Raw genomic sequence first — 14,470 nt, forward strand, 5'->3', positions numbered from 1 at the left:
CTTCGCACTTTTGCGAAGCTTGCGAGACGGGGTGGGGGTCGCGACGGCCCGTGCCCAACCCCCACCCGACCGCTGCGCGGTCACCCTCCCCACAAGGGGAGGGTAAGGGCGCCCTGAATGCATTTCGGACCCCATCTCCTCCTCGCCGCCCTCGAAGGCCTTGTCACCTCCGCCGTGTTGGCGCTGACGGCGCTTGGGCTGTCGCTGGTGTTCGGCGTCATGCGCGTCGTCAACGTCGCCCATGGCGAGTTCTTCATGCTGGGCGCGGTGCTGGCCTGGGCGATCTCGACGGCGATACCCGGCCATCCCACGCTCGGCTTCCTGGCGGCGCTGGTGATTGCGCCGCTGATTGTCGGCGCCATTGCGCTGGTCGCCGAGCGGCTTGTGCTGCGCCGGCTCAATTACAATCCGGAAGCCACCATCGTCGCCACGATCGGCATGCTCTACATCATCCAGCAGCTGGCGTTGAGCTTCTATGGCCCGGAAGCCCGCCCGGTGGAGCCGCCCTTCAGCTACCGCATCCTTTTGCCCTGGTTCGGCTATTCCGGCTACAAGCTGTCGATCATTGCCGCTTCGGCCCTTCTGCTCATCGCCACCTGGCTGGTGCTGACGCGCACCAAGATCGGCCTCATCATGCGCGCCACCCAATATGACAGCGAGACGGCGCAGGCCTTCGGCATTCCGGTCGACCGCGTCTATGCCGGCGTCTTCGGGCTCGGCGCCATGCTGGCGGCCATCGCCGCCGTGCTGATCGTGCCGATCAGTCAGGCGCATTATCTGATGGGACAGGACCCGCTGCTGTTGTCCTTCATCGTCGTCATCATCGGCGGCCTCGGCTCGCTGCGCGGCACCGTCGTCGCCGCCGTGCTGATCGGCCTGTCCGACGGCATCATCTCGGTGTTCTTTTCGCCGACTTTGGCCAAGATCATCGCCACGCTGCTGGTGGCCATGGTGCTGGTATTCCGGCCGCAGGGCCTGTTCGGGCAGGCGTCGCGATGAGCGAAGCTTCGCCGGCAAAAGCCTATGCATTGCATCTCGGCGTCATCGCGCTGCTGTTTGCGCTGAGCTTCGTCCTGCCCGACTACCATCATGGCCTGCTGGCCCGCATCATGGTGCTGGCGGTGTTCGCCATGGGCTACAACATGCTGTTCGGCTATGTCGGCCTGCTCAGCCTCGGCCACGCCATGTTCTTCGCCGCCGGGCTCTATGGCGCTGGTCTCGCGGTCATCCATCTCGGCTGGAGCGTGCCTTTGGCTTTCCTCGCCGGCATCGCCTGCGGCGCGCTGCTGGCACTGGTGATCGGCCTGCTGGCGCTGCGCACCACCGGCGTCGCCTTCATGATCGTCACCATGATGTTCGCGCAGGTGTTTTACCTCGTCATCCTCTATTTCGCCGCCTGGACCGGCGGCGACCAGGGTCTGGTCGTGCCGCAGCCGGCGCGGGTTCTGGCCTTCGGCGCGACATCGCTCGACCTAACCAACCCGACCGTGCGCTACATGAGCGCGCTGGCGCTGTTCTCGGTCGTGCTGCTGATCACCCTCGCCATCGTCCGCTCCCGCTATGGCCGCGTGCTGGTCGCGGTGCGCGAGAACGAGGAGCGCACGAAAATGCTGGGCTACGACACCTTCTCCAACAAGCTGATCGCCGTCGTCGTCTCCGGCACCATCTGCGCCGCCTCGGGTGCGGCCTATGCGCTGCTGTTCGGCTATGTCGGCTCGAGCTTTGCCTCGGTGCAGTATTCCATCCTGCCGCTGCTCTGGGTGCTGCTCGGCGGCGCCGCCACGACGCTGGGCGCGCTGCTCGGCACGGTGTTCATGTACTATGTCATCGACACCGCCAGCGGCTACACCTCCGCCTATCTCCTGATCGTCGGTATTGCGCTCATCCTGCTGGTGCTGTTTTTCCCCAAAGGCATTCTGGGCACCATCCGCCAGCGCTGGCTCGGGTGGCTCCCATGATGCCGTTGCTGACCACCAAAGGCCTGGCGCGCAGTTTCGGCGGCCTGCGCGCCGTCGACGGTGTCGATTTTCAGCTGATGCCGGGCGAGATCCGCGCCGTCATCGGCCCCAATGGCGCCGGCAAAACCACCTTCGTCAGCCTGGTCAGCGGCCGCATTCAGCCATCGTCCGGCATGATCGTCTTCGACGGCGCCGACATCACCAGCCAGCCGGCCTATCTCAGGGTGCGCCGGGGCATCGCCTACACCTTCCAGATCACCAGCGTCTTCGCCAACCTCTCTGCCTACGATAATGTCGCGCTGCCGGTGCAGCGCACGCTGACCGATGCCCGCTCGAAAGGTGCGGTGCGCACCGGCGTCATGGCCGCGCTGGAACGCACCGGACTGGCCGGCCGCGCCCATATGCCGGCCGGCCAGCTTTCCTACGGCCATCAGCGCCTGCTGGAAGTGGCAATGGGCCTGGCGCTGAAGCCGCGGCTTTTGATCCTCGACGAGCCGACGCAAGGGCTGGCCGACAGCGAGATCGACAATTTCATCGACCTGGTGCGCGAGATCGCCAAGAGCGCCACCGTGCTTTTGATCGAGCACAACATGCCTGTCGTCATGCAACTGGCCGACCGCATCACCGTCTTCAACGCCGGCAGGATCCTGGCCGAAGGCACGCCCGAACAGGTCCGCGCCAACACACAGGTGCAGGAAGCCTATCTGGGAACGGCGGCATGAGCGAAGCCCCCAAAACTGATACCCACACGACTGAAGCGCTGACCATCTCCGGGCTCGACTGCTTCTACGGCGAGGTTCAGGTGCTCTACGGTCTTGATCTCGTGCTCAACAAGGGCGAGGTGCTGTGCCTGTTCGGTCGCAACGGCGCCGGCAAGACGACGACGCTGAAAGCGACCATGGGGCTGGTTCGGTCGAGCGCCGGTTCGATCCGGCTCGCCGGCAAGGAGTTGACCGGCCTGCCGGCGCATGAGGTGCCCAAGGCCGGCGTCGCCTATGTGCCGCAAGGCAGGCGGCTGTTCGCCGAGATGACGGTGGCGGAAAACATCGAGATCGGCCTGATGGCGCGCGGCAAGGGAAGAGCGACGCGCGAGAGCGTGCTCGACCTCTTCCCGTTGCTGCGCCAGCGGCTGCGGCAGCGCTCCGGCACTTTGTCCGGTGGCGAACAGCAGATGTTGGCCATGGCCCGCGCGCTTTGTCTGGAGCCGCAGGTGCTGTTGCTAGACGAGCCGACGGAGGGGCTGATGCCGTCGATGATCGCCAAAATCCGCGAGACGGTGGTGAAGCTGCGTGAGCTAGGTGTCTCCACCATTCTGGTCGAACAGCGCGTCGACGCCGTGCTGTCCGTCGCCGACCGCGTCTGCTTCATCGAAAACGGCCGTAACCGCGAGACGGTGGATGTCGAACAGCTTCGCGCCGATCCGTCGGCGGTGCGCCGATATGTGGGCGTCGGCTAAGATTACCCTCCCCCTTGTGGGGGTCCGAAGGACGGGCGAGACCCGTGGCTCGCCCCGACAAGTGGCTGCGAAGCAGCCGGGTGGGGGCGGCACCGACCCCCACCCGGACCTTCGGTCCGACCTCCCCACACGGGGTAGGTAAGGGCCCAGCGCCCTTCGCATCACGCAAAGAAGACAAAACCTGTAATCAGAAATATCGGGATCAGCACCACGCCCGACCACGCCATGTAGCCGAAGAAGCCCGGCATTTTCACGCCGCGATGCCGGGCGATGGCGTAGACCATGAAGTTGGGGGCATTGCCGATATAGGTGTTGGCGCCCATGAACACCGCGCCGGCCGAGATCGCAGCCAGCGTCGAGGCCGCCTCCGTCATCAGGTGCCGCGCGTCGCCGCCTGCGAGTTCGAAAAACACCAGATAGGTCGGCGCATTGTCGAGGAAGGACGACAGCCCGCCGGTCAGCCAGAAATAGGCGAGATCATTGGGCTGGCCGGTGGGTGACGTCACCAGCGCCACCAGCGGCGCCAGCGCGCCGTCATGGCCGGCGCGAAGGATGGCAATTACCGGCACGATGCAGATGAAGATGCCGGCAAACAGTTTCGCCACCTCCGCGATCGGGCCCCAGGTGAAGCCGTTGGCCTCGCGATGGCTCTTGAGTGACACGACAAGCGACAGTCCGGCGAGCCCCAGGATAATGGCGTCGCGCGCCAGGTTCTGCAGTTCGAGGCTGACGCCGAGGATGGAGAAAGTCACGCCCGGCTTCCAGGCAGCTGAAAGCAGGATCGCGGCAATGACGCCGGCCAGCAACGGCAGATTGGCCAGGCCGCGAAGGCGCACCTTCGTATCCGGCGTCGGATCCTTGATCTTCGGCGCGCCGCCTTCACGGCGATGCAGCATGATGTCGATGGCCAGGAAGACAAGCAGCACCAAGCCGCCGGTGAACAGCGTCTCGCGCCAGAGGTTCGCCGTCGTCCAGAAGAAGTCGACGCCGCGCAGGAAGCCGACGAACAATGGCGGGTCGCCCAAGGGCGTCAGCGAGCCGCCGATGTTGGACACCAGGAAGATGAAGAAGATGACGACATGGGCGTTGAACTGCCGGTTGTCGTTGGCGCGCAGCATCGGCCGGATCAGGATCATCGAGGCGCCGGTGGTGCCGATCACCGAGGCCAGCATTGCCCCGACGAGCAGCAGCCCGGCATTGACCAGCGGCGTGCCATGGATGTTGCCGGCCACAAGGATGCCGCCCGAAATGGTGTAGAGCGCGAACAGCAGGATAATGAACGACATGTATTCGGTGAGCAGCGTGTGCAGCACGGCTTCGCCGGCTACCGGAACGCCGAATGCAACCATCAGGGGGATGATCGCCAGCGCTGCCCAGCCGGCGGCGATCTTGCCGTAATGATGCTCCCAGACATGGTGGAACAGCAGCGGTCCGGTGGCGATCGACAGCAGCAGGCCGGCGAAAGGCAGCGCCCACGACAGCGACATGGCAGCATCGGGCAGACCGCGGGCCTCGGCCGCGAAGGCCATTTGCGGAGACACAGCGGAAGCGAGTACACCTGCCGCGAAAGCCTTCCCCAACTGTGTGCAGCCCCCTCGATGCGTCACGATCCAGTCACTCCGAGATCGGGTCTTCGAGCCTCACCCCGGCATCGCGCATCCTCTTCAGCATCGCCTCGACCGAACCGTTGAGATCGATGCCGCGGCACGCGTCGAGCCGCACCGTCGTCTTGAAGCCTTGCTTGACCGCGTCGAGGGCCGAGAAGGCGACGCAGAAGTCGGTCGCCAGGCCAACCAGGGTCACGGTGCCGATGCCGCGCTCCTTGAGGTAGCCGGCGAGCCCGGTCGGCGTCTTGTGGTCGTTCTCGAAGAAGGCGGAGTAGCTGTCGATATCGGGGCGGAACCCCTTGCGGATCACCAGCTCGGCCTTGGTCCAGGCGAGCCCCGAGTGAAAGTCCGAACCGAGGCTGCCCTGGATGCAATGGTCGGGCCACAGAGTCTGCGGCCCATAGGGCATCTCGATTGTGCTGAAGGGCTGCGCCCCCGGATGGCTGGAGGCAAAGCTCGAATGTCCGGCCGGGTGCCAGTCCTGCGTCAGCACGACATGCTCGGCATGCCGGATCAGATCGTTGACCAGCGGCACGATTTCGTCGCCGCCGGCAACCGCCAGTGCGCCGCCGGGGCAGAAGTCGTTTTGCAGGTCGATGACAACAAGCGCTTCGTCGGCCATGGCGCCTCTCCTCTTCTACGTCTCGAACGGGGGATCGAGTGAAATACGCCGCTGATGCGACCGGATGCAGAAACTCGACCGGATGGCCGCCTGCGTCAACCTCCTACAGCGCCGCGCGTCCCCTTCGGACGCGCAAAGGACGCTGTAGCACTTTACTTTGCGCAGGATCCTTTCCGAAAATCGATTCCGATTTTTGGGGATCGTGCGCGGACGTAACAAATGCATGGCGGCCGGGTTCCCTTAAACTCCGGCTTTGACAATTTCCGCCAGCTTGATATCATTTGCATACGAATGAATTTGGCCTGATCAGACACTGGCGGGTTCGGGAAGTCCCCACCTTTTGAAGGTCCCAATGGGAAGGCCGTTTTTTTGGAAGGCAAAGCGTGATCCGTTACGCGAAACCCACCACGCTCGACGAGGCGCTCGCTCTGCTGGGCGAGGGCGCCTGGCGCGTGCTTGCCGGCGGCACCGATTTCTATCCAGCGCAGGGCGCCAAACCGTTCCGCGACAATGTTCTCGATATTAACGGCCTGCACTCGCTGCGCGGCATTGCCGAGACCGAAACCCATTGGGTTTTGGGCGCCCGCACCACCTGGACCGACCTTGTCCGCCATCCATTGCCGGCGGCTTTCGATGCGCTGAAGCAGGCCGCGCGCGAAGTGGGCTCCCTGCAGATCCAGAATGTCGCCTCGATCGCCGGCAATCTCTGCAATGCTTCGCCTGCCGCCGATGGCGTTCCGGGACTGCTGGTGCTGGACGCCGAGGTCGAGCTGCGCTCTGCAGCCGCGACGCGTAATCTGCCGCTGCAGGAGTTCATTCTCGGCAACCGCCGCACCGCGCTGCTACCGGGCGAGCTGGTCACCGCCATCCGGGTGCCGAAGCCCAGGGCCGCCGGCACGTCGGCCTTCGTCAAGCTCGGTGCGCGGCGATACCTCGTCATCTCCATCGCCATGGTGGCGGCGCGCCTCGTTGCCGAGGCTGGCATCGTCATGGAAGCCGCTGTCGCGGTCGGGTCCTGCTCGGCCGTGGCCAAGCGGCTCGCCGCTGTCGAAGCCGTGCTGGTGGGCAAGCCTGTCGGCCCGGCACTCGCCGATGCGCTCCTGTCCGCGCCGATGGCCGAGCTCTCGCCGATTGCCGACGTGCGCGGCAGCGCCGAATACCGGCTCGACGCAGCGCGCGAGCTTGTCGCTCGCGCCGTGCTGGGGGCTTGCGGGCTGACGAACGACAACAGCATGGTGGCGGCATGAGCCACTCCGAGATGATTGAAGCCCTGCCTGATCTCGTGCCGGGTTTCGGCCCCGAGCGCGTAGACATCGTCTTCGCGGTCAATGGCGGCGCCGTCTCGGTCAATGTGCCGCCGTTGCGCCGGCTGTCGCAGGTGTTGCGCGATGAATTGCAGCTGACCGGCACCAAAGTCGGCTGCGACGCCGGCGATTGCGGCGCCTGCACGGTGCTGGTCGACGGCGACGCCGTCTGCGCCTGCCTGATGCCGGCGGCCTCCGCAGCCGGGACGTCCGTAACGACCGTCGAAGGCCTCGCCGATGGCCGGCTCTCGGCGCTGCAGGCGTCTTTCCTGGCGCATGGCGCCGCGCAATGCGGCATCTGCACGCCGGCGCTGCTGGTCGCGGCAACGGCGCTGCTGGATGGCACGCCGAATCCGACCGAGACCGAGGTGCAGGATGCGCTGGGCGGCATCCTCTGCCGTTGCACCGGCTACAGAAAGATCATCGCGGCAGTGATGGATGCGGGACGGTTCGAGACGTCGACCGACGGCGCTGCCCCTCATCCGCCTGCCGGCACCTTCACCCCGTATAGTGACGGGGAGAAGGGAAGTGCTCCAGCGCCGACGCTCCCCGCTCCCCGTTCTTCACGGGGAGAGGGTAAGGGTGAGGGGCAGCGCCAACGTCATTCGTTGGAATTCAACTTTGAACGTAGAATGCCAACCACAGGGAATGCTGTAGGCGCCTCCCCGGTCCGGCTCGACGGCGTGCCAAAAGTCACCGGCGCTGAAAAATTCGGCGCCGATGCCTTTCCCGCCGATGCGCTGGCCGTGCTGGTGGTCCGCTCGCCGCATTATCATGCCGGCTTCGCCTTCGGCGACCTGGAGGGCTGGGTGAAGTCGCATCCCGGCATCGTCGGCGTCTTCACCGCCGCCGACATTCCGGGAAAAAACTGTTTCGGCGTCATCGGTCCGTTTGCCGACCAGCCGGCGCTGGCCGAAGGCTTTGCGCGGCTGCGCGGCGAGGCAGTGGCGCTGGTCGCCGGCGAGCGCGAGGCCATGCTCGATCTCGACCTCCAGGATTTCCCGGTCCGCTGGACCGAGCTGCCGCATTTTCTGCAGCCCGGCGACGCGCAGGCAGAAGGGGCGGCGCTCATCCACGCGAACCGCCCGGCCAATTTGTTGACCAAGGGCTTCGTAGAGCGCGGCGACCCCGAGGCGGCGCTTGGCGAGGCTGCCTTCACAGTGTCCGGTGCCATCGACACCTCCTATGTCGAGCACGCCTACATCGAGCCGGAAGCCGGCCATGCCTACATGGACGGCGACACGCTGGTCGTCGTCGCCTGCACCCAGGCCCCCTACATGGACCGCGACGAAACGGCGAAGGTGCTCGGTCTTGCCGTCGACAAGGTGCGCATCGTGCCGACCGCGACCGGCGGCGGCTTCGGCTCGAAACTGGACGTTTCACTGCAGCCGCTCATCGGCCTTGTGGCGCTGAAGACCGGCCGGCCGGCGGCGCTTGCCTACACCCGCACCGAATCGATGATGTCGACCACCAAGCGACATCCCGCCGAGATGAAGGCGACCATCGGCGTAGATGCCGAGGGCCATGTCACCGGCATGGTCTTCACAGGCGATTTCAACACCGGCGCTTATGCCAGCTGGGGCCCGACCGTCGCCAACCGCGTGCCGGTGCATGCCTCCGGTCCCTATGCGACGCCGAACTACCGCGCCGAAGGCCGCGCCATCCACACCCACGGGCCGATTTCCGGCGCCTTCCGTGGCTTCGGCGTGCCGCAGGCGACGATCATGCAGGAGACGCTCTATGATGAGCTCGCCGGCAAGCTTGGCATGGACCGGCTCGATTTTCGGCTGAAGAACTGCCTTCGGAACGGATCCGAAACGGTTACCGGACAGCGACTGGAGTCGGGCGTCGGCATTTTCGAGTGCCTCGACTCCTTGCGACCGCATTGGGCTCGCGCGAAGGCCGACGCAGATACATTCAACAATGCCAATACGAGCAAAAAGCGCGGCGTCGGCATCGCGTCCTGCTGGTATGGCTGCGGCAACACCTCGCTGCCCAATCCGTCGACCATAAGGGTCGGTATCTCGCCAGACGGCGACGTCATCCTGCACCAGGGCGCCGTCGATATCGGCCAGGGCTCCAACACCGTCATCGCCCAGATCTGCGCCGACGCACTCGGCCTGCCGCTGGAAAAATTCAAGCTGAAGAGCGCCGACACCGCGATCAGCCCCGACGCCGGCAAAACATCGGCGTCGCGCCAGACTTTTGTCACCGGCAAGGCGGCCGAAAAAGCCGGCCGCGCCTTGCGCGAAAAGATCCTGCGCTTTGCCAATGTCTCGGAGAACGCGGCCCTGCAATTGGACGGCCCGGCGATCGTCATTCGTGAGGGCGAAGCCACTCGGCGTATCGATCTCGCCGCGCTCGATGTCGATGCGGACGGCTACGTCTTCCGCGCCGAGGAAACCTACGACCCGCCGACGCTGCCGCTCGACGCCAAGGGCCAAGGCAAGCCTTACGCCGTCTATGGCTATGGCGCGCAGATCGCCGAACTGGAGGTCGACCTCAAGCTCGGCACGGTGAAGCTCTTGAAAATCACCGCCGCGCACGATGTCGGCAAGGCGATCAATCCGCTGCTGGTCGAAGGCCAGATCGAGGGCGGCATCGCGCAAGGCATCGGCATGGCGCTGATGGAGGAATACATCCCCGGCCGCACCGAGAATTTGCACGACTATCTCATCCCGACCATCGGCGACGTGCCTGAGATCGAGCACATATTGATCGAGGTTCCCGATCCCGAGGGGCCGTTCGGCGCCAAGGGCCTGGGCGAGCATGTGCTGATCCCGACCGCACCCGCCATCCTCAACGCCATCCGCCACGCCACCGGCGTGCTCATCACCAAGGTTCCGGCGACGCCGGCGCGCATCCGCGCTGCTATCCGCGAAAAAGATGGCATCCACGACCAGGAGGCACGCCGATGAGCGAGCTTGCCGAACGCTTCGAAACCCACGATCCCGGCGAAAAGCTGGTGGCGGAAAAGATCCGCTGCGATGCCTGTCCGGTGATGTGCTACATCGCCGATGGCCGCACCGGCGCCTGCGACCGCTACGGCAATGTCGGTGGCCGCATCGTGCGTATGGACCCGCTGACCATCCTCGACCATGCGGCAGAGAGCGGCGCCGCGGTCGTGCCCTTCACCGCCGAGGGCGAGCAATGGGACGGCGAACTGGTCAACACCGGCCGCCGCTTCGTCACTGCAATCGGCGCCGGCACCACATATCCCGACTACAAGCCGGCCCCCTTCATCGTCAGCCAGGAGGTCGAGGGGGTCGATCTGGTGACCGTGGTCACCGAAGGCATTTTTTCGTACTGCGGCGTCAAGGTGAAGATCGATACCGACCGCCATCTCGGTCCCGAAACGGCAATCGTGCGCGCGCAAGGCGAGCCGATCGGCCACGTCACGACAGGCGAATACGGTTCGCAGATGCTGTCGCTGGGCGGCGTGCATCATCTGACCGGCGGCTCCAAGGCGGAAGGCCGCGCAACCTGTGACGCGATGCTCAATCTGTGCAACCGCAAGCCTGTCGAACTGACCATCGACGGTGGCGCCACCATCATCGTCGAAGCCGGCAAACCACCTGTCATCGACGGCAAGCAGGAACACCGCATGCGGGTCGGCTGCGGCTCGGCCACCATCGGCATGTTCGCCACGCAATGGCGCGGCCTTGTCGACGAGGTGGTGGTGGTCGACGACCATATCACCGGCGTCGTCTCCGAGCATCAGGCCGGCAAGGTGCTGGGCTGGCAGGATACCGGCATCAAGATCATCGGCCGCCGTTCGACGCCGGGCCGCTATTTCAAGGTTTCCGAGCCCGGCCTCGGCTGGGGCGGCACCTCGATTTCCGACCCGCTGTCGATCCTCGGCGAATGGAACGCCAAGAAGGGCGCCCGCCCCGGCCTGTCGCTGCTGATGGTGTCGACCACCGGCGAGCAGTTCGCCTATTACGAGCTCGACGACGAGTTGAAGCCGGTGGAAAAACCGTTCCCGGAACGGCTGCAGAAGTCGGTCGGCCTGATCGAGGACAATTGCGAGCCGGCGCTCTGCACCGTGCTGTTCATTGGCGGCGCCGGCGGTTCGCTGCGCGCCGGCGTCACCGAAAACCCGGTCAATCTCACCCGCTCGGTGCAGGGCTTGAATACCTATGTTACCGTTGGCGGCGCGCCGGTCTATGTCTGGCCGGGCGGCGGCATCACGCTGATGGTCGACGTCATGCGCGTGCCGGAAGGCGCGTTCGGTTATGTCCCGACCCCGGCACTGGTGGCGCCGATCGAATTCACGCTGCGTCGCGACGACTATGTCCGGCTGGGCGGCTACGAGGCCGAGATACGAAGCGTCGATGACATCGTTGCCAAAGGCGGCGAATACCTCAATCCGCGCCGCGGCACAGGTGCCGAGGCCCACAATCCATGGCCGCCGCTGGCGCAGTTGCGCCGCGTCGGCTCGAACGGGGCCTCTTGATGCAAGGCCCGCAAGTCCACTGGCTGCAGGACGGCAAGCGGCTGCATCTCAACCACGGGCCGATCGACCTGATCGTCCAGGCCTTTGGCGAGGCGGATGAGTGTCGTGCCGCCTACGCCCAGTCGATCGAGCGCTTCCAGACGATCCTGGTCGAGTTGGTCAAGGAGCTTCCGGAACTGCGCCTCCCGGCATTTTTCCTGGCGCCACGCACCTTTGCCGGTCCGACGGCCCGCCGCATGGAAGCAGCCGTCATGCCCTTGGCGGAAAGCTTTATCACGCCGATGGCCGCCGTCGCCGGATCGGTAGCCGACGAAATGCTCTCGGCATTGCTTGCCGGTCGCAGACTCGACCGGGCCTATGTCAACAATGGCGGCGACAGCGCCCTCCATATCGGCAAGGGCCAGTCGATGAACCTGGCGATCGCCGGCACCGGCAACGGCATGGCCGACCGCCTCACCATTCGCTCGGCGGACGGCGTGCGCGGCGTCGCCACGAGCGGCTGGCGCGGCCGTTCGTTCTCGCTTGGCATTGCCGACGCCGTCACCGTGCTCGCGCGCACCGGCGCCGAGGCCGATGCGGCCGCGACACTCATTGCCAACGCCGTCGACCTGCCCGGCAATCCCGCCATCAAGCGCATTCCCGCGCAGGACTTGGTGCCCGACAGCGATCTCGGCGCGCGGCTGGTGACACAAGCCGTCGGCATGCTCGCGCGTGGCGATGTGGAGCGGGCGCTGGACAATGGCCTTGCCGTCGCCGAAGATTTTCGCCGGCGCGGCCTGATTGCCGCATCGGCGCTGTTTCTAGGTGGGGAAGCCCGCATCAGTGGTTCCATGGCGCTTGCCGCGCCCAACAAAAATCCAGGGAAGGAAGTTGCCCATGCCTGAGTTTCCGATCCGCAAGATTGCGGTTCTGACCGAAGAGATTTTTCACGATGGCGGCCCGGTCGCAGCTGCGCCGCGCCGCCGCGCGGCGGCCGTGGCGCTGGTGAAGAACCCGTTCGCCGGCCGCTACGTCGAAGAACTGCAGAGCGCCATGGACGATCTGAAGCCGCTTGGCCTGCTGCTCACCGACAAGCTCATTGCCGCATTGGGCGGCGACATCAAGCAAATCGACGCCTACGGCAAGGGCACCATTGTGGGTTCGTCAGGGGAGCTGGAGCACGGCGCGCTCTGGCATGTGCCGGGCGGCTATGCCATGCGCGAGCGGCTGGGCGACGCCAAGGCGATCGTGCCGTCGGCAACCAAGGTCGGGGCGTTCGGCTCGCGGCTCGACGTGCCGCTCGGCCACACCAACGCTGCCTATGTGCGCAGCCATTTCGACGCCATTGAGGTCGGCCTCAGCGACGGGCCGCGCCCCGACGAGATCCTCTTCTGCTTGGCCATGAGCTGCGGTCCGCGCGTGCACGACCGCATGGGCGGCCTGGCGGTCGGCGACATCAAGGCCTGGGACGGCTTGCGATGAGCGGCGGGGACAATCTTCTCAAGCTCGTCGAGGCCGAAGAGCCCGACGAACATGACTACCGCCTGCAGGAGCAGGTCGGCTTCATCCTGCGCAAGGCGCATCAGCGCCATGTCTCGATCTTTGCCGCCCAGATCAGCGACCTGACGCCGCCGCAATTCGCTGCACTTGCCAAGCTGCACGATGTCGGCGAGACCTCGCAGAACCAGTTGGGCACGCTGATCGCCATGGATGCGGCGACGGTCAAGGGCGTCATCGACCGGCTGAAGGCGCGTGGCCTGGTCGATCTGACCAAACACGAGGTCGACAAGAGGCGGCTGCTGGTCAACCTCACGCCAGAGGGACGCGAGGCGATCGAACGGCTGATCCCGTTGGCCCGCGCCATCACCCAGGAGACACTGGCGCCGCTGACGGTCAAGGAAGCGGCCACGTTTATGCGGCTGCTAGCGAAGTTAGCCTGATTTAGGCCCGCAGCCGAGCGCCTTCAGGATCGAAGAATGGCATCGGCGCCACCACCGCGCGGGTCGGCTTGCCGTCAATGTCGATGCTGAGTTCGGTCCCGATGGCGGTGAACGGCAGCCGCAAATGCGCCGTCGCCAGAACTTTGCCTAAGGAATAGCCGTGATCGCTGTAGGTGACGACGCCGGCATCCTCGCCGTCGGCGAAAACCCTGGCATCCGTCGCGGCCGGCTTGTCACCGTCGAGAATCAGCCCGGTCCAGCGTTCGTCGAGCCCCTTGTCGCGAATTTTGAGCAATGCCTCGCGGCCGATGAACTCGCCCTTGTCGAACTTGATCCAGCGATCGAGCCCGACATGGAAGGGCGTACGGCTCTCGTCCATGTCGATGCCATGCGCCGGATAGGCCTTTTCCAGCCCGAGCGTGAACATGGCCAGCACGCCGTATGGCTTCAAGCCGAAATCGCCGCCGGTCCGCACCAGCGCGTCCCAGACGGAAGTCGCCTCGTCCGCCGGCACGAACAGTTCGAAGCCGAGCTCGCCGGTCACCCCGGTGCGTGAGATCAGGACTTTGGTCTCGCCGACGCGCCCTGAAGTGAACGCCCAGCGTTTCAACTCATCGAGATCGGCATCCGAAACCAGTGCTTTCAGCAGCTCGCGGGAGCGCGGCCCCTGTATGGTCGGGAAGGCGACGGCCGCGGTGATGTCGGTGACATAGGCCTTTCGCGCTTCAGCATGATGCTGCAGCCAGGGCAGCATCTTCAGCCGGTTGACCGAGCCGGTCACCAGCATGAAATGCTCAGGCGCCAGCCGGAACACGGTGAGGTCGTCCATGATGCCGCCATCGTCGCGGCAGACGGTGGAATAGCGCACCTGGCCGGGGCTCATCGCGGCCGCATCGTTGACGATAACGTGGTTGACCAGCGCCTCCGCTTCCGGCCCCTTGATGTCCATCTTGCCCATGGTGCTGAGATCCTGCACGCCGACATTCTTGCGCGTGTTCAGATGCTCGTCGGCGATGCCGGAATAAGTTTTGGCCGAGACGAAGTCGCCGCCGACCCGGCCCATCGTGGCGCCGAGGCCAACGATGCTGGTGTAGAAAGGGGAGCGCCGCTCAACCAAGAAACTTCTCCGTCATCTCATGAAAACGGCA

The 14,470-nt window shown here is 65.4% G+C and carries 13 protein-coding genes; 10 read left to right on the forward strand and 3 right to left on the reverse strand.

The window, feature by feature from the left end:
- Positions 1 to 117 precede the first annotated feature (117 nt).
- The 4 genes from NLY36_RS17520 to NLY36_RS17535 are packed head-to-tail and all read left to right on the forward strand — an operon-like array spanning position 118 to position 3,414.
- Positions 118 to 999, forward strand: coding sequence for a branched-chain amino acid ABC transporter permease (locus NLY36_RS17520; protein WP_023671284.1), 882 nt, complete (start codon positions 118 to 120; stop codon positions 997 to 999).
- Positions 996 to 1,958 carry a branched-chain amino acid ABC transporter permease gene (locus NLY36_RS17525; protein ID WP_023689192.1) on the forward strand — a complete coding sequence of 321 codons (963 nt, stop codon included), beginning with the start codon at positions 996 to 998 and terminating at the stop codon, positions 1,956 to 1,958. Before NLY36_RS17520 ends, NLY36_RS17525 begins: the two co-directional genes overlap by 4 nt.
- Positions 1,955 to 2,680 carry an ABC transporter ATP-binding protein gene (locus NLY36_RS17530; protein WP_023695898.1) on the forward strand — a complete coding sequence of 242 codons (726 nt, stop codon included), beginning with the start codon at positions 1,955 to 1,957 and terminating at the stop codon, positions 2,678 to 2,680. Before NLY36_RS17525 ends, NLY36_RS17530 begins: the two co-directional genes overlap by 4 nt.
- A complete protein-coding gene (locus NLY36_RS17535; RefSeq protein WP_023736901.1) occupies positions 2,677 to 3,414 on the forward strand; it encodes an ABC transporter ATP-binding protein in 738 nt (245 codons plus the stop codon). The genes NLY36_RS17530 and NLY36_RS17535 overlap by 4 nt, the downstream gene beginning before the upstream one ends.
- Before the next feature lie 161 nt (positions 3,415 to 3,575).
- Here NLY36_RS17535 and NLY36_RS17540 read toward each other — a convergent pair whose 3' ends face one another.
- On the reverse strand, positions 3,576 to 4,943 hold the full coding sequence (locus NLY36_RS17540; RefSeq protein ID WP_050591552.1) for a sodium:proton antiporter: 1,368 nt from the start codon (positions 4,941 to 4,943) through the stop codon (positions 3,576 to 3,578).
- A gap of 85 nt (positions 4,944 to 5,028) precedes the next feature.
- Entirely contained in the window at positions 5,029 to 5,643 is a 615-nt protein-coding gene (pncA, locus tag NLY36_RS17545) for a bifunctional nicotinamidase/pyrazinamidase (RefSeq protein ID WP_023736899.1), read from the reverse strand.
- Between the two features lie 383 nt (positions 5,644 to 6,026).
- Here pncA and NLY36_RS17550 point away from each other — a divergent pair, with 383 nt between their 5' ends.
- From NLY36_RS17550 to NLY36_RS17575, 6 genes are read left to right on the forward strand one after another with little or no spacing between them, the layout of a single operon-like run.
- Positions 6,027 to 6,890 (forward strand): FAD binding domain-containing protein, encoded by an 864-nt coding sequence (locus tag NLY36_RS17550; RefSeq protein ID WP_023736898.1) that lies wholly within the window; start codon positions 6,027 to 6,029, stop codon positions 6,888 to 6,890.
- Positions 6,891 to 6,901: 11 nt separating this feature from the next.
- Complete coding sequence (locus tag NLY36_RS17555; protein ID WP_031249404.1) at positions 6,902 to 9,865, forward strand: molybdopterin-dependent oxidoreductase; 2,964 nt, start codon at positions 6,902 to 6,904, stop codon at positions 9,863 to 9,865.
- Complete coding sequence (locus NLY36_RS17560; protein ID WP_023736896.1) at positions 9,862 to 11,403, forward strand: hypothetical protein; 1,542 nt, start codon at positions 9,862 to 9,864, stop codon at positions 11,401 to 11,403. Before NLY36_RS17555 ends, NLY36_RS17560 begins: the two co-directional genes overlap by 4 nt.
- Entirely contained in the window at positions 11,403 to 12,287 is an 885-nt protein-coding gene (locus tag NLY36_RS17565) for a UPF0280 family protein (RefSeq protein WP_023736895.1), read from the forward strand. Before NLY36_RS17560 ends, NLY36_RS17565 begins: the two co-directional genes overlap by 1 nt.
- Positions 12,280 to 12,864 (forward strand): amino acid synthesis family protein, encoded by a 585-nt coding sequence (locus NLY36_RS17570; RefSeq protein ID WP_023736894.1) that lies wholly within the window; start codon positions 12,280 to 12,282, stop codon positions 12,862 to 12,864. The genes NLY36_RS17565 and NLY36_RS17570 overlap by 8 nt, the downstream gene beginning before the upstream one ends.
- Positions 12,861 to 13,322, forward strand: a complete 462-nt coding sequence (locus NLY36_RS17575; protein ID WP_023736893.1) for a MarR family winged helix-turn-helix transcriptional regulator — start codon at positions 12,861 to 12,863, stop codon at positions 13,320 to 13,322. The genes NLY36_RS17570 and NLY36_RS17575 overlap by 4 nt, the downstream gene beginning before the upstream one ends.
- A 1-nt stretch (position 13,323) precedes the next feature.
- Here NLY36_RS17575 and NLY36_RS17580 read toward each other — a convergent pair whose 3' ends face one another.
- Positions 13,324 to 14,439, reverse strand: a complete 1,116-nt coding sequence (locus NLY36_RS17580; protein WP_023736892.1) for an aminomethyl transferase family protein — start codon at positions 14,437 to 14,439, stop codon at positions 13,324 to 13,326.
- Positions 14,440 to 14,470: the final 31 nt, after the last annotated feature.

This window comes from Mesorhizobium sp. C399B (assembly GCF_030323185.1).
GTDB lineage: Bacteria > Pseudomonadota > Alphaproteobacteria > Rhizobiales > Rhizobiaceae > Mesorhizobium.

Excerpts from the sequence above, each read along its gene's own strand:
- NLY36_RS17540 (WP_050591552.1), bottom strand. The coding sequence starts at position 4,943 with ATGGCCTTCGCGGCCGAGGCCCGCGGTCTGCCCGATGCTGCCATGTCG.
- NLY36_RS17520 (WP_023671284.1), top strand. The coding sequence starts at position 118 with ATGCATTTCGGACCCCATCTCCTCCTCGCCGCCCTCGAAGGCCTTGTC.
- NLY36_RS17570 (WP_023736894.1), top strand. The coding sequence starts at position 12,280 with ATGCCTGAGTTTCCGATCCGCAAGATTGCGGTTCTGACCGAAGAGATT.
- pncA (WP_023736899.1), bottom strand. The coding sequence starts at position 5,643 with ATGGCCGACGAAGCGCTTGTTGTCATCGACCTGCAAAACGACTTCTGC.
- NLY36_RS17555 (WP_031249404.1), top strand. The coding sequence starts at position 6,902 with ATGATTGAAGCCCTGCCTGATCTCGTGCCGGGTTTCGGCCCCGAGCGC.
- NLY36_RS17575 (WP_023736893.1), top strand. The coding sequence starts at position 12,861 with ATGAGCGGCGGGGACAATCTTCTCAAGCTCGTCGAGGCCGAAGAGCCC.
- NLY36_RS17525 (WP_023689192.1), top strand. The coding sequence starts at position 996 with ATGAGCGAAGCTTCGCCGGCAAAAGCCTATGCATTGCATCTCGGCGTC.
- NLY36_RS17560 (WP_023736896.1), top strand. The coding sequence starts at position 9,862 with ATGAGCGAGCTTGCCGAACGCTTCGAAACCCACGATCCCGGCGAAAAG.
- NLY36_RS17565 (WP_023736895.1), top strand. The coding sequence starts at position 11,403 with ATGCAAGGCCCGCAAGTCCACTGGCTGCAGGACGGCAAGCGGCTGCAT.
- NLY36_RS17530 (WP_023695898.1), top strand. The coding sequence starts at position 1,955 with ATGATGCCGTTGCTGACCACCAAAGGCCTGGCGCGCAGTTTCGGCGGC.
- NLY36_RS17535 (WP_023736901.1), top strand. The coding sequence starts at position 2,677 with ATGAGCGAAGCCCCCAAAACTGATACCCACACGACTGAAGCGCTGACC.